The organism is Lapillicoccus sp. (assembly GCF_039935575.1).
In the GTDB taxonomy this organism is placed as follows: domain Bacteria; phylum Actinomycetota; class Actinomycetes; order Actinomycetales; family Dermatophilaceae; genus Lapillicoccus.
In genome coordinates this window covers 1-17,182 of the sequence record NZ_JBDTKA010000065.1, presented here as the reverse complement: position 1 = coordinate 17,182, position 17,182 = coordinate 1, and the positions used below count along the sequence as shown (strand labels likewise).

General features: G+C 69.0%; 21 protein-coding genes and 1 riboswitch. Of the genes, 7 read left to right on the top strand and 14 right to left on the bottom strand.

Features of this window, described 5'->3' with window-relative positions:
• Window positions 1-13: 13 nt before the first annotated feature.
• The 12 genes from gcvP to ABI385_RS07975 all read right to left on the bottom strand — a co-directional run bounded on the left by gcvP (window position 14) and on the right by ABI385_RS07975 (window position 11,552).
• On the bottom strand, window positions 14-3,016 hold the full coding sequence (gene gcvP / locus ABI385_RS08030; RefSeq protein WP_348103227.1) for an aminomethyl-transferring glycine dehydrogenase: 3,003 nt from the start codon (window positions 3,014-3,016) through the stop codon (window positions 14-16).
• A 92-nt stretch (window positions 3,017-3,108) separates the two neighbouring features.
• Window positions 3,109-3,243: riboswitch (glycine riboswitch) on the bottom strand.
• 57 nt (window positions 3,244-3,300) lie between these two features.
• Entirely contained in the window at window positions 3,301-3,882 is a 582-nt protein-coding gene (locus ABI385_RS08025; protein WP_348103226.1) for a MerR family transcriptional regulator, read from the bottom strand.
• A gap of 168 nt (window positions 3,883-4,050) precedes the next feature.
• The gene (locus tag ABI385_RS08020) at window positions 4,051-4,560 is read right to left on the bottom strand and encodes a bifunctional nuclease family protein (protein ID WP_348103225.1); all 510 of its coding nucleotides are present in this window, start codon (window positions 4,558-4,560) and stop codon (window positions 4,051-4,053) included.
• A 10-nt stretch (window positions 4,561-4,570) separates the two neighbouring features.
• Window positions 4,571-5,395 (bottom strand): MerR family transcriptional regulator, encoded by an 825-nt coding sequence (locus ABI385_RS08015; RefSeq protein WP_348103224.1) that lies wholly within the window; start codon window positions 5,393-5,395, stop codon window positions 4,571-4,573.
• Window positions 5,396-5,399: 4 nt separating this feature from the next.
• Window positions 5,400-5,900, bottom strand: a complete 501-nt coding sequence (locus ABI385_RS08010; RefSeq protein WP_407068241.1) for an FHA domain-containing protein — start codon at window positions 5,898-5,900, stop codon at window positions 5,400-5,402.
• An 85-nt stretch (window positions 5,901-5,985) separates the two neighbouring features.
• Window positions 5,986-6,375 (bottom strand): glycine cleavage system protein GcvH, encoded by a 390-nt coding sequence (gene gcvH / locus ABI385_RS08005; protein WP_348103223.1) that lies wholly within the window; start codon window positions 6,373-6,375, stop codon window positions 5,986-5,988.
• Between the two features lie 55 nt (window positions 6,376-6,430).
• Complete coding sequence (locus tag ABI385_RS08000) at window positions 6,431-7,231, bottom strand: DUF881 domain-containing protein (protein ID WP_348103222.1); 801 nt, start codon at window positions 7,229-7,231, stop codon at window positions 6,431-6,433.
• A 38-nt stretch (window positions 7,232-7,269) separates the two neighbouring features.
• Complete coding sequence (locus ABI385_RS07995; RefSeq protein ID WP_348103221.1) at window positions 7,270-7,602, bottom strand: small basic family protein; 333 nt, start codon at window positions 7,600-7,602, stop codon at window positions 7,270-7,272.
• On the bottom strand, window positions 7,599-8,525 hold the full coding sequence (locus ABI385_RS07990; protein WP_348103220.1) for a DUF881 domain-containing protein: 927 nt from the start codon (window positions 8,523-8,525) through the stop codon (window positions 7,599-7,601). Before ABI385_RS07990 ends, ABI385_RS07995 begins: the two co-directional genes overlap by 4 nt.
• Window positions 8,526-8,568: 43 nt before the next feature.
• The gene (locus ABI385_RS07985; protein WP_348103219.1) at window positions 8,569-9,168 is read right to left on the bottom strand and encodes a CDP-alcohol phosphatidyltransferase family protein; all 600 of its coding nucleotides are present in this window, start codon (window positions 9,166-9,168) and stop codon (window positions 8,569-8,571) included.
• A 32-nt stretch (window positions 9,169-9,200) separates the two neighbouring features.
• A complete protein-coding gene (locus tag ABI385_RS07980) occupies window positions 9,201-9,836 on the bottom strand; it encodes a DoxX family protein (RefSeq protein WP_348103218.1) in 636 nt (211 codons plus the stop codon).
• Window positions 9,837-9,929: 93 nt separating this feature from the next.
• Window positions 9,930-11,552: a GMC family oxidoreductase N-terminal domain-containing protein gene (locus ABI385_RS07975; protein ID WP_348103217.1), complete on the bottom strand. Its 1,623-nt coding sequence runs from the start codon at window positions 11,550-11,552 to the stop codon at window positions 9,930-9,932.
• Window positions 11,553-11,638: 86 nt separating this feature from the next.
• Here ABI385_RS07975 and ABI385_RS07970 point away from each other — a divergent pair, with 86 nt between their 5' ends.
• A complete protein-coding gene (locus ABI385_RS07970) occupies window positions 11,639-11,917 on the top strand; it encodes a hypothetical protein (RefSeq protein ID WP_348103216.1) in 279 nt (92 codons plus the stop codon).
• Window positions 11,918-11,921: 4 nt separating this feature from the next.
• On the opposite strand, the gene ABI385_RS07965 is transcribed toward ABI385_RS07970, so the two are convergent.
• Both ABI385_RS07965 and ABI385_RS07960 read right to left on the bottom strand, forming a co-directional pair.
• On the bottom strand, window positions 11,922-12,446 hold the full coding sequence (locus ABI385_RS07965; protein ID WP_348103215.1) for a class I SAM-dependent methyltransferase: 525 nt from the start codon (window positions 12,444-12,446) through the stop codon (window positions 11,922-11,924).
• A 207-nt stretch (window positions 12,447-12,653) separates the two neighbouring features.
• Window positions 12,654-13,229, bottom strand: coding sequence for a TetR family transcriptional regulator (locus ABI385_RS07960; RefSeq protein WP_348103214.1), 576 nt, complete (start codon window positions 13,227-13,229; stop codon window positions 12,654-12,656).
• 57 nt (window positions 13,230-13,286) lie between these two features.
• On the opposite strand from ABI385_RS07960, the gene ABI385_RS07955 reads away from it, so the two are divergent.
• From ABI385_RS07955 to ABI385_RS07930, 6 genes are all read left to right on the top strand, one after another.
• Window positions 13,287-14,012: an ABC transporter ATP-binding protein gene (locus ABI385_RS07955; protein ID WP_348103213.1), complete on the top strand. Its 726-nt coding sequence runs from the start codon at window positions 13,287-13,289 to the stop codon at window positions 14,010-14,012.
• Window positions 14,009-14,740 (top strand): ABC transporter permease, encoded by a 732-nt coding sequence (locus ABI385_RS07950; protein ID WP_348103212.1) that lies wholly within the window; start codon window positions 14,009-14,011, stop codon window positions 14,738-14,740. The genes ABI385_RS07955 and ABI385_RS07950 overlap by 4 nt, the downstream gene beginning before the upstream one ends.
• Window positions 14,741-14,857: 117 nt before the next feature.
• On the top strand, window positions 14,858-15,796 hold the full coding sequence (locus ABI385_RS07945; protein WP_348103211.1) for a 2-dehydropantoate 2-reductase N-terminal domain-containing protein: 939 nt from the start codon (window positions 14,858-14,860) through the stop codon (window positions 15,794-15,796).
• Window positions 15,797-15,822: 26 nt separating this feature from the next.
• Window positions 15,823-16,056, top strand: a complete 234-nt coding sequence (locus ABI385_RS07940; protein WP_348103210.1) for a hypothetical protein — start codon at window positions 15,823-15,825, stop codon at window positions 16,054-16,056.
• A gap of 12 nt (window positions 16,057-16,068) precedes the next feature.
• Window positions 16,069-16,326 (top strand): hypothetical protein, encoded by a 258-nt coding sequence (locus tag ABI385_RS07935; protein WP_348103209.1) that lies wholly within the window; start codon window positions 16,069-16,071, stop codon window positions 16,324-16,326.
• Between the two features lie 86 nt (window positions 16,327-16,412).
• Complete coding sequence (locus tag ABI385_RS07930) at window positions 16,413-16,892, top strand: cupin domain-containing protein (protein WP_348103208.1); 480 nt, start codon at window positions 16,413-16,415, stop codon at window positions 16,890-16,892.
• Window positions 16,893-17,182: the final 290 nt, after the last annotated feature.

The following is a 17,182-nucleotide window of genomic DNA, read 5'->3' as shown; positions in this document are numbered from 1 at the left end:
GGCGGCCTGCCGGTCACTCCTCGAAGGCCTCCGGTGGCGGGCAGCTGCAGACCAGGTGCCGATCGCCGTATGCGCCGTCGATGCGCCCGACTGGCGGCCAGTACTTGTCGGGAGCAGACACCCCCACCGGGAACGCGGCGGCGGTCCGGTCGTAGGGGTGGTTCCACTCCCCCGCCAGTGACAGTGACGTGTGCGGGGCGTGCCGCAGCACTGAGTCCGCGACGGAGACCTCACCCATGCCGACGGCGGCGATCTCGGCGCGGATGGCGATCATCGCGTCGCAGAACCGGTCGATCTCACCCTTGTCCTCGCTCTCGGTGGGTTCGACCATCAAGGTGCCAGCCACCGGGAACGACATCGTGGGCGCGTGGAACCCGAAGTCCACCAACCGTTTTGCCACGTCGTCGACGGTGACGCCGGTCTCCTTGGTGATGGTCCGCAGGTCGAGAATGCACTCGTGCGCCACGATCCCCTGGGGGCCGGAGTAGAGCACGGGGTAGTGATCGCGCAGCCTCGCCGCGACGTAGTTCGCGTTGAGGACGGCGATCTCGGTGGCTCGGGTCAGGCCCGCCCCGCCCATCAGTCGGACGTAGGCCCACGAGATCGGAAGGATGCCCGCGGAGCCATACGGCGCGGCTGAGATCGGGCCGACGCCCGTGTCCGGGCCCGCCTCGGGGGCCAGGGGGTGGTTCGGCAGGTAGGGCGCCAGGTGGGCGCGGACGCCGACCGGACCGACGCCAGGCCCTCCCCCGCCGTGCGGGATGCAAAAAGTCTTGTGCAGGTTCAGGTGCGAGACGTCGGCGCCGAACTTGCCCGGCTGCGCGAGCCCGACGAGCGCGTTCAGGTTCGCTCCGTCGACGTAGACCTGACCGCCCGCCTCGTGCACCAGGGCGCACAGCTCGCTGATCGTGTCCTCGTAGACCCCGTGGGTGGAGGGGTAGGTCACCATCGCCGCCGCGAGGTTGGGACCGTGCTGCGCGACCTTGGCGCGCAGGTCGTCCATGTCGACGTTGCCACTGGCCGCATCGGTGCCCACCACGACCACCTTGAGACCGGCCATCACCGCCGACGCGGCGTTGGTGCCGTGCGCGCTGGCGGGGATGAGGCATACCCGGCGGTGGCTCTCGCCGTTGGCCTCGTGGTAGGCGTGAATGGCCAGTAGTCCGGCCAGCTCACCTTGCGAGCCGGCGTTGGGCTGCAGTGAGACCGCGTCGTAGCCCGTGATCTCGCACAGCCACGCCGACAGCTCGGCGACCAGGCTGCGGATCCCCTCGGTCTGGGTGGTCGGCGCGAACGGGTGGAGGTTGGCGAACTCAGGCCACGTCACCGCCACCATCTCGGTTGTGGCGTTGAGCTTCATCGTGCACGAACCCAGCGGGATCATCCCGCGGTCCAGCGCGAAGTCACGGTCGGAGAGCCGGCGGAGGTAACGCAGCATCGCCGTCTCGCTGTGGTGGGCGTGGAACACCGGGTGCCCGAGGTAACCGGACGTACGGTGCGCGCCGTCCCACCACTCGGCGCCGCCGCCGGCGGCGGGCTCGGGCTCGCCACCGGTCACACCGAACGCGGCCCACACCGCGAGCAGGTCCTCACCGGTCGTGGTCTCGTCAGTGCTGATCGACACGGTGTCGTCGTCGACGCGGAACAGGTTGACCCCGCGGGCCACCGCCTCGCGCAGCACGTCGTCGGCACGTCCCGGCACGTGCACGGTGACGGTGTCGAAGAAGGACCGGGTCACGACCTCGACGCCGCCGGCGCGCAGACCGTCGGCCAGAGTGCGGGCATACCCGTGGGTGCGACGGGCGATCTCGGCCAGACCCGCCGGACCGTGCCAGACGGCATACATGCTCGCCATGACGGCGAGCAGGACCTGGGCGGTGCAGATGTTGGAGGTGGCCTTCTCGCGGCGGATGTGCTGTTCGCGGGTCTGCAAGGCGAGCCGGTATGCCGGGTGGCCGGCACTGTCGACCGAAACGCCCACCAGTCGCCCGGGCATGGAGCGTTCCAGCCCCTGGCGGACGGACATATAACCGGCGTGCGGCCCGCCGAACGCCATCGGAACCCCGAAGCGCTGGGTTGTGCCGACGGCGATGTCGGCGCCCCACTCACCGGGAGGGGTGACCAGGGTCAGGGCGAGCAGGTCGGCCGCGGCGGTGACCAGCGCCCCGTGCTCGTGGGCGGTGGCGGTGAGGGAGCGGAAGTCCCGCAGCTCTCCGTCGGCGCCCGGGTACTGGACGACCACACCGAACACGTCGCGGTCTCCAGCCATCGACCGCAGCGCCTCGACCGAGTTGACGGGATGGTCGACGGGCTGGTCGACCGGATGGGCGACGGGCTGGTCACCGGGACGGTCGACGCGGGTGTGGCCGCCACCGAGGTCGGCGACCACCACCTCGATGCCCAGCGGCAAGGCCCGGGTCCGCATCACCGCGATGGACTGGGGCAGGACGAAACGGTCGACGAGCAGCACGGCGTTCTCAGCCGCCCGGCTGGAGCGCCGCATCAACGTCATTGCCTCGGCGACGGCGGTGCTCTCGTCGAGCAACGAGGCACCGGCGATCTTCAGGGCCGTCAGGTCGCTCACCACAGTCTGGAAGTTCAGCAGAGCCTCCAGTCGACCTTGGGAGATCTCCGGCTGGTAGGGCGTGTAGGCCGTGTACCAAGCGGGGTTCTCCAGCACGTTGCGTTGGACGACCGGGGGTGTGACGGTCCCGTAGTAGCCGAGCCCGATCATGGAGCGCATCACGGTGTTGAGGCTGGCAATCCCGCGCAGCTCGCGCACGACAGCATGCTCCGAAGCGGCGGCGTCGATGCGCAGGGCCCGCTGTGACCTCAGGCCGCGTGGGACGGCGACGTCGACGAGCGCGTCGAGTGACGGCTGACCGACGACGGACAGCATCTGGTCGACCTCGTCGGACGACGGCCCGATATGCCGCCCCACGAACGGCGCGAGCTCGGGGCGCTCGGCGGCGGGCCCGTGGAGGTGCTGCGGGATGTCGATGGTCTGGGACGCCATGGCGCGCTCCTGAGGGGATGGGGGCCAGCCGGGATGATGGGTGGACCCCCTCTGTCATCCGGGCGGACCAGCCCCCCGTACTTCAGAGTTGCCTCTCCCGCGTGGTCCTGGCGCCTGAGAGGTTCCGGGGTGGTTGCCCCTTCGGCGCCCCGGCTGACGACCGACGACGCGCCATGGCTGTACTGGCACGTCACCCGTCGTCCCGGGGGCTCTCCCACGCAGGGTCGAGCAGCTCCGGCAAACCTACCAGCCGGATGAGCGCGGCGCGCCGCGCCACGGACCGGTCAGGAGATGCGCTGGGCGCGACGGACACTCAGCTCGTCGCCGGGGTGGGCCGCCGGCAGCTCGTCCTCAGGCCGTTCGCTCGGCAAGGCGGCGAGGCAGCCCTCCACCTCGCGCCACACCCGTCCGACGGCGATGCCGAAAACGCCCTGGCCACCCTGGAGCAGGTCGATGACCTCGTCGGGGGACGTGCACTCGTAGACGCTCGCCCCGTCGCTCATCAGGGTGATCTGGGCGAGATCGTCGACCCCGCGCTCGCGAAGCACCTGGATTGCTACCCGGATCTGCTGGAGGGATACGCCAGTGTCGAGCAGCCGCTTGACGACCTTGAGCACGAGGATGTCGCGGAAGCCGTAGAGCCGCTGGGTGCCGGACCCGGTCGCACTGCGGACTGACGGCTCGACCAGGCCCGTGCGAGCCCAGTAGTCGAGCTGGCGGTAAGTGATGCCGGCGGCCTTGCACGCGGTGGGCCCGCGGTATCCGGTGTCCTCGCTCAGCGTTGGGAGGTCGTCGTCGAACAGCAGACCCTGCGCCGAGACCGGTATGTGGCTCGGGCGCTGCTTCGCGTCTCCCGTGACATTCACGGTGACCTCCTGATCGACGACATCAACGTAGTTACACCTGGGTGGTTCGGCGCATCTCTCCCTGACGGTAGGCGCTGCAGGGGCGAGCGTCAATCACCGGTCGACGTTCAGCCTAATGGCGTGTCGCGGATCCACTCCGAACTCTCACCCTCGCGTCGAGCGTGAGGCTCAGCGGTTGGACTCCCCGACCTCCGGGTCACTGTCCCCGGCGTCCGGGGTCTCGAAGTCCTCGGCGGACACATTCTCGAGGAAGTCCCGGAACTTCTCCACCTCGTCGTCCTCCTCGGGAGTCAGGGCGACACCGGCTTCGTCGAGGACGTCCTCGGCCACGACGATCTCGGTCGTCGTCCGCAGGGCGAGCGCGATCGCGTCGGACGGGCGGGCGCTGATCTCGTGGGTGCCGTCGATGACGAGCACCGCGTAGAACACCTTGTCCTTGAGCTCCACGATCTTGATCTGGGTGAGCCGGTGGCCCAGGGTCTCCAGGACGTCCTTGAACAGGTCGTGGGTCAGCGGTCGCGGTGGCTCGACGCCCTGCTGCGCGTAGGCGATCGCCGTCGCCTCGGCAGCGCCGATCCAGATCGGCAGGTATCGCTCGCCGTCGCGCTCACGCAGCAGCACGATCGGCTGGTTCGTGGGCATCTCGACCCGCACTCCGAGGACGTCGACGGGTTTCACAGGCCCCACGTTACTTCGCCACACCGGGTCTGCGCAGGTCGGACCTCGGGGTGTTCCCGAGGCCAGCGCGCAGCAGCGCGGCGTGCAGCCCGAGGAACAACCTCAGGATCTGCGGCGTGGGGTCGTCGCCCTCCGGCATGGCGCCATCGCCGTCCCCGTCACCGCTGGTGCGCGCGGGGCGAGCGGGCCGCGAGATCTGCTGCACCAGCCCGATCTCGCGGTCGGCGGCGGTCCGGAAGGGCCGCAGATGTCGGGGTTCGACGCCGTAGGCGGCCAGCGCGGCTGCGGCTCTGGCAATGGTCAGGGCGTCCTCGTCGAAGTGTCCGCCGGCGTCCGGCTGGACCAGCCCGAAGTTCTCCAACGCATCGAAGGTGGCCCGGTCGAGGCCCGCTTCGTCGCGCAGCTCGCGAGACGTCAGGCGGAGGACTGCCGGCGTGGTGAGGTCGGCGATCGACGGCACGAGCGGGTCGTCGACCGGTTGCGGTGCTCGCGGTCGACCCGTCCCAGCCGCCGAAGAGCCGTCCGTGTCGGCACTGCCCGCCACGCCGGGTATGCCTGGTCCGCCGCTTGCCGAGGTCGGCTCCAGCGGGCTCAGTCCCCGGTCGAGGGCGTCGAGGGCGTCGCGGATCACCTTGAGTGGCCAGAAGCGGTCCCGTTGGGCCGTGAGGATATAGCGCAGCCGCTCGACGTCCTGGTGACGGTAGGTCCGGTAGCCGGAGGCCGTCCGGTCGGGCGTGAGCAGTCCTTCGGCCTCGAGGAAGCGGATCTTGGAGATTGTCAGGTCCGGGAAGTCGGAGGTGAGCTGGGTCAGGACCGCACCGATGCTCTGAGGCACCGCGTCAGCGGGCGCCCGCGTAGTAGACCAGCCGGAACTTGCCGATCTGGACCTCGTCGCCGGTGCGGAGCACCGCGTGGTCGACGAGCTCGCGGTTCACATAGGTGCCGTTGAGCGAGCCCACGTCGCGGACGGCATACCCGTCGGCCTCCTGCGCGAAGACGGCGTGCTTGCGCGAGACGGTGACATCGTCGAGGAAGATGTCTGCATCGGGGTGTCGCCCGGTCGAGACCTCCGCATCGTCGAGCAGGAACCGCGCGCCCGTGTTCGGGCCGCGCAGCACGACGAGCAGCCCGGTCCCCGGCCGTAGCGCCTCGATCGTGGCCTGGTCTTCGGCGTTCAGGCCCCGACCGTCGACCTCGCCCGTCTCGTGCTCGCCGACACCCTGGAAACGCATCGTCGTCGGGTCACCCTGACGGGGTACGGGGGGTACGCGGGAGGTGCGCTCGTCCGGTGACTCGTCGGGCGTCTCTGCTGGCGTCTCGCCGTGACTCTGTTCAGACATGGGCACTCCTTCGTCACTCGCGGTGTCGCAAACTCTAGTGGATGGCACTGTCCGGGTGGAGGGGGGCGCCGAGGGGCGGCACGCCTCAGGCGAGGCTCCCGCTGTAGGTCTCCGCGTCCATCAGGGCGCCCAGGTCGGTGTCGCCGGACGGGCGCAGCTCGTACATCCAGCCGTCGGTGTATGGAGCCTGGTTGACCAGCTCTGGTGTCACGTCGAGGTTGGTGTTGATGGCCGTCACGTCACCGCTGATCGGGGCGTAGAGGTCGCTGACCGACTTTGTGGACTCGACCTCACCGCAGGTGTCTCCCTCCTTGAGGGTGTCACCGACGGAGGGTAGCGAGACGTAGACGACGTCGCCGAGGGCCTCCTGTGCGTAGGCGGTGATGCCCACCCGGAGCGTGCCGCCGTCAGCCTCCTGAACCCACTCGTGGTCCGCGGTGTAACGCAGGGACTCGGGGTACTCCAGGTCACTCATCTCGATCTTCTCCGTTGCTGCGGGGGGCTGCCGGGGTGCCGCTGGGCTGGTGGGATCACTTCGCGGACGGCGCGGCCGCGTCCGGGACGGCCTGAGCGTAACGAGGCGTCTGCGGCGAATGCAACGCGTCGATGCGCACCGTGTCGAGCTGTTCGACGACGGCCGAGGCGCTCTGCTGTCTCAACGTCTCGATGATGCCGCCGGGGATGTTCATCGCGGAGGCCAGGGTCGCCTTGTCGCCGATCGCGAGGATGGTGACCGGGCGCGTCAGTGGCTGGCCGTCGACCTGCAGCTGACCCCCCGAGGACGCGAACCAGGAGCTCGCGACCACGCGAACACTGCCGTACTGCACCACCTCGGCCCCCGCGTCGCGCAGCTCCTGCAACGTGTCCAGCAGCATGGCCGAGGTGACCTTCTGGCTCGGGTCCGAGATCGTCATCCGGATCCCGGGGCCCTGTGCGGGAGCGGTCCCGGACAGGATCCGCAGTGCGTCGAGCCGTTTCTGCGCCTGGTCGATCGCCGCCTGGCTGTTGCCTGCTCCGTTGGCGAGGGCGTCGCGCTGCGACTGCAGCGCGCGCGCCTGCTGGTCGAGGCGGGCCGAGCGCTGGCTGACGTCGTCGAGCACGCGTACCAGGTCGTCCTGTCGCATGTTCTCCAACCCCGAGTCCTGGGTCTGCTGGACCTGCGTTGCGATGGCAAAGCCGAGCAGGAGCGCGAGGACGGCCCCAAGGAGCTGCGCACGGGTGAGCCGAGGCGCGCCCACCCGGCGCAGGCGACGCCACGAGGACTCCGGAGATGGCTCGCTGCCGTCGGGCGTGTCCGGGTCCCGGTAAGCGTGGGGCTCTTCTGTACTCATCTCAGCTCACGTCGTGTCAGGTCGCGGTGGCTCACGGGTCAGGCCTTGAACAGATGGCGACGGATCGAGGCCACGTTGGAGAAGATCCGGATCCCGAGGACGACCACCACACCCGTCGACAGCTGGGTCCCGACACCGAGCTGGTCGCCGAGGAAGACGATGAACGCGGCGACGACCACGTTGGACAGGAACGAGACGACGAAGACCCGGTCGACGAAGATGCCGTCGAGCACCGCGCGGACTCCGCCGAAGACGGCGTCCAGTGCGGCGATGACGGCGATCGGCAGGTAGGGCTGCAGCCACAGAGGCACCGCGGGGTGCAGGAGCAGACCCACGACGATGCCGACAAGGAGTCCGATGGCGGGGATCATGGGGTGGCTTTCGTGGTGGGGGTCGCGCTCGTCGAGGGTGTACCGGAGCGCTCGGTCTGCGCGTAGGTGAGCTGCAGGCTGGAGCTGCGAGGTACGTCGACTCGGCCACTGGTGTCGATGGTCGACGGGATCTGGAAGTTGTCCGAGAGGGACTTCAGGTATGCCCCGGACGCTGTTGCGGCGAACTTCGCCTGCAGGTCGCGGCCGTCGCCGATCGCCGTGACGACATAGGGCGGGTTGAGCGGTCGGTAGTCGACGAGGATCGCCTGGCCCGCGAACCGGATCGCCGAGCGGGTGGTCAACCGCTGGCCGTTGATCGACATCGCTTCGGCCCCGGCCTGCCAGAGCCCGTTGCACAGCACCTGCAGGTCCGCGGAGGAGACCCGTCCGGTGACCTCGCCCTGGCGGTCGCGGGGATCGACGCCGGTAGCGGCCTTGGCTTCCGCCGAGTCGTCGACGGTCAGGACCAGGCCCGGCCCGACCGCGCCGACCGCTCCCGTCACGAGCTCGAGCCGGTCCAGCTCCTGGGACAGCTGCGAGGTCTGCCCGCCCAGGGCTGCCGACTGGTATGCCTGGATCTCGCCTCCCAGTGCATCGACCCGAGCGGACGCCTCGTCCCCGAGTGCCTGCTTGCCGTGGATCTGGTCGATCAGCGCCTCCTTCTCTCGTGACGCGGTCGTGCCACTCGGGCGCAGGACGAGGGCAGCGGCCACCAGCATGAACCCGATGAGGACCGCCGAGATGACGACCAGGGGCTTTCGCGTTCCGGTGCTGCGGGGCAGGCCGGCCTTCTCGCGCCGGTCGGAGGCGGCCCGGTAGGACGGGTCGAGGGGTCGGTCGACGACCTGCCGGATCAAGGACATCGAGGCGTCCACCGGCCCTGGCGAGGAGCCGGGCCGGCGGACTGGCTGAGGGCTGGTCACGGGTACACCTGTGCCACGAACTGCCCCCGCGCGGTCTCGTCGGTCATGGCGCGCGCCGCTGGCGGCGAAGGATCGGGACGGCCTGGAGGGCATACAGACCGGCGGCGAGCCAGTAGAGCCCTGTTCCCCACCAGGCGAAGGCCCAGCCCACGGGGCGGGCGATCGTGCCGACCCAGCCGTCCACATCGGCCAGCAACAGCACCGGGAACGCATACAGGAGGTTGAAGGTCGCGGCCTTGCCCACGAAGTGGACCGGAAGGCCGGTTTGACCCACCCGCTTGAGCAACAGGATGAGGATGGCCATGAAGGCGTCGCGCGCGAGCAGGAGGATGAGGAACCAGAGGGGGATCACATCGCGCAAGGCGAGGGCGACGATCGTGGTCAGCACGTAGAGCCGGTCGGCCAGCGGGTCCAGCAGCTGGCCGACCCGCGACACCATCGCGAACCGGCGGGCGATCTTGCCGTCGAGGTAGTCGGTCAGACCGGACAGCGCCAGAACGACGAAGGACCAGAACAGCTGGTCGCTGAAGAGCAGCCAGAGGAAGACCGGCACCCCGACGAGACGCAGCGCCGAGAGCGCGTTGGGGATGGTCAGCACCCGAGAGCTGACCTCGGGCGGTCCCCCCGTCCCCTCCTGCGTCACCCGGGAATGCTAACGGCGGCAGGAGGGAGAGCTCACCGACGCCGGAACCGCCGGTCGAACCCCCAGCCCCCGCCGCCCAGGCCGATCAGCGCGATGCCGACGGCGGCGAGCAGCAGCTCGAGCTCTCCGGCGAAGCCGGGCTGGCCGGCAGTGAAGACGTTGCCGGACTTCCACCTGACGTAGACGAGCGCACCGACCGAGATGAGGACGATCCCGATGGCGGCGATACGGATCGCGATGCCCAACACCAGCGCGACCGCGATCGCGAGCTCGGCGATCCCGGTGACCAAGGCCAATGTGTCGGGGTACGGCACCCCGACCTGGGTGAACTGCTGGCGGGTGATGTCGAGGTGCTGCAGCTTCTGCAGGCCGCGGATCCCGAAGATCGCAGCGGTGACCAGCCGCAGCACGAACAGCCCGACGGCACCGTCGAAGCGGTCGACGACGTGCCGCTTGCGGGCCGGCCGGTCGTCCAGTCCCTCGAAGCCGTCGCTCTCGTCGCTTCCGCCGGTACCAGCAGTGCTCATACTCGCAAGGCCGGCCGTGCCCTCCGGGCCGGTGGGGCGGGTCGATGCGCCGGCCGGCATCTCGGGCCGACCGTAGGAGCTCTCGCGCTGGGCCGGGAACGCGGTTGTCGGCTCGCCGGAACGCTCAGGTGTCGTGCTCATCTGGTGCCTCCCGTGGGACGAGGTGCGTCGGGACCACTGTGCCGCAGGAAGCCGGTCGATCTCGGGAGGTGCGCGGCGTGCCGTGCGCTCCGCTCACAGCTCGGCCAGGACCAGGTCGGCGGCCCGCTCGCCGATGACGATGCTCGGGGCGTTCGTGTGGCCCCGGATAATGGTGGGCATGACCGACGCGTCGGCCACTCGCAGGCCACTGACCCCACGAACCCGAAGCTGCGGATCGACCACGGACGCCACGTCGCTGCCCATCCGAGCGGTGCCGACCGGGTGGTAGAGGGTGTGCGCGTACTCCTCGACGATCCGTTCGGCGCGCTCGTCGGGGTCGAGCCGCTCACCGCCCTCCGGGAGCACGTAGGTGCCGTCGGTGATCGCCGTCATCGCCGGCGTGTCGAGGATCTGCTGGCAAAGTCGCAAGCCCGCCAGCAGAACCCGGCGATCCGCCCCGTCCGGGTCCGAGAGATAGAGGGGGTCGATGACGGCCGGGTCCATCGGGTCGACCGACCCGAGCGTGACCGTGCCGGTGCTGCGTGGCTGCAGCAGGATCGCCCCCACCGTCACTCCGTGCCGCGGCGGGGGGACCAGCCCCTCCCCCACGTAGGCGACCGGGGCGAAGAGCAGCTCGAGGTCGGGTTCGGTGACGTCGATGCTGCTTCGCACGAACCCGTATGCCTCGGCAACGTTCGAGGTCAACATCCCCGTGCGGCGGGTGAGGTAGCTGACGAGCTGGCTGGGTCTCGTCGCGTCCTTCAGACTCCCTGCGTCGACCCCGACAATGTGGCCGGCGATGAGGTGGTCCGCCAGGTTCAGCCCGACCTCGGGCGCGTCGACCACCACGTCGATGCCGTGCCGGCGCAGGTCGTCACCCGGCCCGATGCCCGAGAGCATCAACAGGTGGGGGGTGTTCACCGCTCCCCCACTCAGGACGACCTCGCCACGGGCGGTCGCCGTGCGCGTCACGCCGTCGTGCCGGTACTCGACGCCCACCGCGCAACCGCCCTCGATGACGACCTTGGTGACGTGCGCCCCGGTTCGGACGGTGAGGTTGGGACGTCTCCTCGCCGGCGCCAGGTACGCCGTGGCGGTGCTAGCGCGAGCCCCGCGGTGCTGGCTGACCATCGTCTGGGTAAACCCTTGCGGCGCCAGCGAGTTGGCGCCCTCGACGACATACCCGGCTTGTTGCACCGCACGCAGGAAGGTGGCCGTGTGCGGACGGGGGGCCCGCTGGGGCTCGACGCTGACCGGGCCCGAGGTGCCGTGGTCGGAGTCGCTGCTACCCACGGTGCGCTCGACTCGGATGAACAACGGCCGCAACGCATCCCAGGACCACGTTGGTCCTGCACGTTGCGCCCAGCCGTCGTAGTCGGCGGCAAAACCGCGCACCCACATCATCGCGTTCAGACTGGAGGAACCGCCGAGGACCTTGCCCCGCGGCCAGTAGACGCGGCGCCCGTCGAGGTGCTCCTGGGGCGTCGTCCAGTAGTCCCAGTCGGCGTCCGAGCGGAACAGCTGCGAGAAGGCGGCCGGAATGTGGATTCGCCTGTCGGTGTCGGCTCCTCCGGCCTCCAGGAGCAAGACCGAGAGGCGGCCGGACTCGCTCAGTCGTGCGGCGAGAGCGGCTCCGGCAGAACCGGACCCGACGACGACGACGTCGCACGCCTCGTCACCAACCGGCTCTGAGCGCCGCCTCGACATCGCCGTCATGGCACTCCTTCGTGTCGTGATTCTCTAACGCTAGCGGCACCTTGGTCTCACGTGCCGCGGGTGGGCCGGTGAGACGGAGGTGCGAGATGTCGACTCGGTTCGCGATCTTGGTGCTGAGCCTGCACGTGATCTGGAGTATCACTGCCCCGGTGGCCGTCCCCGAAGCAGCGTTCCCCGGTCATGGTCAGGTGCGGCCTCGGCCATGGTTCGGCGGCGCGCACCACATCGTGTTCTCCCTGGTATGCGTTGCCATGGGTCTGGCGATCCGCGCCGGGCACGTTGGCCGAGACGACCTTCCGTGCCTCCACGGCGCCCTCGGGCTGGCCGCGCCGGTCGCGACCGCACGATCGGAGTGTCCGGGGTGACCACCTAGCGGGCCATGAGCCGCTCGAACACCCCGACCTCAATCCCTGTCCAGCGCGCCCCGACCCCCTCGAAGGCGCCCAGGACGGAGGCCACATCCCAGTCCTGTTCGACATGCACCTCGAAAGGATTGTTCTCGATCTCGTCCTGGGGATAGTGGACGATGGGCATAGAGAGGTAGACCGCCCGCTGTGCGGCGTCGGCAGCCCGGGCCCAGACGGCCACTGCCTCCGCTCGCGTCATGTGTTCGAGTACGTCGCCGAGGATCACGATGTCCACGTCGGGCAGCACCGTGGTTCGGACGTCGCCGATCACCACCTCGGTGTAGTGGGACGCCAGCGAGTACGTCGCCACGTAGGGTTCCCAGACTTCGAGGCCGATGATCCTACGGACGTCCGGCCCCTGCAGCAGCTTGGCGTAGGTGCCCACACCGGGGCCGACGTCGAGGACGACCAGCGGACCGTGCCGCTCGGCCAGCTCGTGGACGCGCGCCTTGATCCAGTCCTTGCCCTCGATCGAGCTCATCGGCATCTCGTCAGTATCCGGGCAACCTTCACCGGAGGTGATCTCGAACCGCAGCCACTGAGCCGCCGCCAGTGAGACCGACCGGCGGGCCAGTACGCGTGACGACGGTCCGTCTGCGACCTGGTTCAGGTCTTGTCGCGGCTAGCGCTTGTGCCGGATGGGCCTGTCCCGGTTAGCATCCCGGCCTCGTTTGTGGCCTTGTGGTGGGGATGTTCACGGGTTGAGGTAGCGGGTGATAGCCGGTGTGACGAGTTCAACGAGCTCGTCTTCACTGGCGGATGCAAGTGGTTCGATGCCGATGATGGTCGAGCCGAGCATCAGTCCGATCAGGTGCATGATGGCGGTCGCGGTTCGTAGCTTGGACACGCCGAGCGCGCCGGATATTCGGTCCAGCAGCACGTCTTCAGCGAGTTCGCGGATCGAGGCGGCACCGTGCTCGGTGCTGACCGCGTTACGCACGACTGCCTGCAGCTGCTGCCCGGTCACTGGGTCGCGCCACGCCCGGATGAAGGCGCGCACGAACCGTGGTGCGAACTGGTCGCGGGGGCCGGCGGCGAGCAGTGAGGTAACCACGTCGACGGGGTTCAGCGGGAAGCGGAGTGCGGCGACGAAGAGCTGCTCCTTCGTGCCGAAGTGGTGGTGGACCAGGGCCGCGTTGACGCCAGCCAGGTCCGCCACGGCCCGGATCGTGGTGCCCTGGTAGCCGCGCTGGGCGAACAGCGCCCGAGCGGCGTCGAGGATCTGTTCCGGCGTGGTGGTCGGTCCAGGGCGGCGACCGGCTTGGGCCAACACATCACCCCCTCTGTCGCCTTGACAGGTAAAGAACACCTTCCTACATTTAACCATGTGATTAATTCAGCGGTGGTCTGTGAGTCGCTGACGATCGTGCGGGGCGGGAGGACGGTCCTCGACCGCATCGACGTTGAGATCCGCGCGGCCGCAGTTACGGGCCTGCTCGGTCCGAGCGGATGCGGCAAGACGACGCTGATGCGCGCGATCATCGGCACCCAACGCGTCACATCCGGGACGGTGACGGTGCTGGGCCGCCCGGCCGGCGTTGCGCAGTTGCGTCACGAGATCGGGTACGCCTCTCAGCAAGCCTCGGTGTACGACGACCTGACGGTGGCGCAGAACATCCGTTACTTCGCCAGCGCTGTGGGCGCACCGGCGCGGGACCGCGAGCGGGTGATCGACCAGGTCGGCCTGCGCCCCTACACCGACCAGCTCACCGGCCGACTGTCCGGCGGGCAACGCTCGCGCGTGAGCTTGGCCGTCGCGATGCTCGGTTCGCCCCGCCTGCTCGTCCTCGACGAGCCCACCGTCGGGCTGGACCCGCTGCTGCGTGAGGACCTCTGGTCGCTGTTCGGGGAACTCGCGAAGGCAGGGCTGACACTGCTGGTGTCCAGTCATGTCATGGACGAGGCTGAGCGCTGCGACACGCTGCTGCTGATGCGCGAGGCACGAGTGCTCACCCAGGCCTCGCCCGGCGCGCTCATGCAGCGCACCGGCACACATACCATGGACGCCGCGTTCCTGCGCCTGGTGACCGAAGCCGAGCAGGCCTCGGCGTGAACCCCACGGTCGTCCTCGCCACCGCGACACGAGTGCTGACGCAGCTCCGGCACGACCCCCGCACGATCGCACTCATGGTGGTTGTCCCGTCACTGCTCATGACGATGCTGCGCTACGTGTTCAACTCGGCGACCGTCTTCAGTCTCAGCGCCCCCGCGCTTCTCGGCTTCTTCCCGTTCCTGTTGATGTTCCTGGTCACCTCGATCACGATGCTGCGCGAACGCTCCTCCGGGACGCTGGAACGGCTGCTCACCACACCGATGAGCAAACTCGACCTACTCGTCGGCTACGCACTCGCGTTCTCACTGGTCGCGTTGGCTCAGGTCGTCCTCGCCGTTGCTGTCTCGATCTGGCTCGGGCTCACCTTGACCGGGGCCATCTGGGCGCTCGTGCTCGTGGCGCTCCTCGGCGCTTTGCTGGGCGTCGCCCTCGGCCTGTTCGCCAGCGCCTTCGCCCGCACGGAGTTCCAGGCGGTGCAGTTCATGCCGATCATCGTGCTGCCACAGCTACTGGTGTGCGGGCTGTTCCAGCCCCGCGCAGACATGGCCCAGCTCCTGCGCTGGTTCTCCAACGCCATGCCGCTGTCCTACGCCGTCGAAGCACTCCACCAGGTAGCCACGTCGCCCTCGCTGAATGACCAATACCTACGCGGCCTGCTCGTATTGACCGGCAGCACACTGCTCGCCCTTACCTGCGCGGCCGCCACCCTCCAGCGGCGCACCGCCTGACACGTCAGGCTTGCCTCCGAGAAGGCGTGGACCGCGTCGTACCCGTGCGGGGATGTTCCGGGCCGCCGGTGGCCTCGGGGGCGGTCGGGATGGGAGTCTTGGTGGGGGTGGTCGAAGATGCGCATTCTGGTGCTTGGTGCCGGGGTCATCGGCAGTGTGTACGCGGGCGGGCTGCTCGGTGCCGGACATGACGTGGTCCTGCTCGCGCGCGGGCGTCGTCTTGTCGATCTGCGCGAGTCCGGGCTGATCCTGCACCGGGCGGACACCAACGACCAGACGACGCGACCGGTCGAGGCGGTGCCCGACCTCGCCGGACAGGACGCCTTCGACCTGGTACTCGTGCCCGTCAGGTCCGAGCAACTCGCTGGCGTGCTCCCGGTCTTGGGTGAGATGTCCGACGGGTCCACGATCGTCTTCTTCGGCAACTACTCCGGGCGTCAGGCCGAGCTGACAGAGGCGCTCGGCAGTCGGGTCGTATGGGGGTTCCCGGCCGTGGGCGGGGTCCGTGACGGACCGGTCGTCAGGTACGTGCCGATAAGCCAACAGCGCACCATGCTGGGCGAGCCGGACGGTCAGACCACCCCCCGCATCCGACAGTTCGCGGCCGCCCTGACTGGGGCCGGGTTCGCCACCTCGATCTCGACCCGGATGGACGCGTGGCTGCTGGGGCACGCCGCGTTCATCGCCCCCATCGGCTGCGCCCTCCAGCTGGCGGACACCGATCCCGGGAAACTGGCGCGCGACCGTGCCCTGCTCAAGCTGATGGTGCGAGCCACCAGGCAGGGCTTCCGGGCCCTGGCAGGGGCCGACCAAGTCGAGATCCCCACCAACCTGCGGGCCCTGTACCTGGGCCTGCCCACGGCGTTCGCGATCGTCTACTGGAAGCGGGTGCTGGCCGGGCCCCGCGGCGAGCTCTGGTTCGCCGCGCACACCCGAGCCGCCCCTGAAGAGATGGCAGAACTGGCCAAGACCCTCGACACCGCGGTGCGCCGAACCGAGCGACCGGCACCCGACCTGCTGCACCTCATCGAGACCGCGCGGACCAGCCAACTTTGACACCCCGGGTCGAGACACTCACGGGCATGAGCAGCTTGCCCCTGGATACGAAGGAGACTTCCAAGCCGGGCGAGGCTGAGCGGGCCGCTGTGCGCGAGCCGGTCCAGGCCACCTGGGCCGTGGGGAGGATTGGGACCGTTCCTGCTGTGTTCCGCGGATGCGGTGGTCCTCGGGTCGGCGTGGTCGTGGCCGGCCTCGTCCTGCTCACGTGGGCTGTCCCGGTCGTGGCCAGCGTGTCCGTCGTGACCGCTGGAACATGACAGGCTGAGCCCATGGACTACGAGATCGTCCTCCACCTGCGAGAACCCGACCCGGTTATGCGAATCCCCCTGCCCGGTCTGTCCGCGCACCTCGCCGAGGTCGATCGCGAATCGCTGCTGCATCAGATTGAGGAGGCCAGACTTGCCGAAGCCCCGCTCATGCCCATCCAGACCCCGAGCGGTCATCCCTGCGTGCCCCTGGCCGTAGACCCACACCTGGTCACTGAGATAGACCTCGTAGAACTACCCACAGACGAGGCCCGCGACTAAGCCCGACTAAGCCGGTGACCTCGGTCGGCGGCGCGTCGCGGCCGGTCGCGCTGAGCGAAAACAACTCCACACAAGAAGGAACAGACATGACGCTCGCAGACGTTGGCCCACGACCGACCTCGTTCGACATAGAGGCCGCCACCACCGAGAACACCAACTATCGAACCGTGGCGTGGAGCGGCACCCACCTGCAACTCACCCTCATGTCCATCCCCGTCGGAGAGTCAATCGGGTTGGAGATGCACGGCGACACCGATCAGTTCCTCCGCCTCGACGCTGGCCGGGGCAAGGCACAAATGGGTCCGGAGAAGGACAAGCTGACCATCGAGCAGGACGTCAGTGACGGATGGTGCGTTCTTGTCCCCGCCGGGACGTGGCACGACATCACCAACACAGGTGATCAGCCGATGCGGCTGTACGCCGTCTACGCACCCGTCCACCACGCCTCCGGCAAGATCCAACCCACCGCTTACGACGCCGAAAGCGACGAAGCGGCTGGAACGGACATCCCGCCAGCCTGGGCAGTCGAACCGCTGGGCACACGCGCTGACCAGCACGCCAAGTGAAGTGACCCTGTAGGGGTGGTTCCGGGCTTGGCATGCACCTGCCGCCGGTGGCTGACCGCGAACCCCTGTGCGTCAGGGCCCATCGAACGACTCCATACGAAGACCCCTCCGACCACCCTGCTCCCAGGGGCAGCCCTCGCGGCTACGGTAGACGACCAGCCTCGACGAGACCCCGGTCATCGAAGAGCTGCCGGTGGACGGTCACGAGATGTGCCCGGTGCTGGCATCACCGATCGGGGGAGGTGTGGTGTGCAGGGTCAGGATGAGGTTGGACCAGTGCTCGAGGTGGG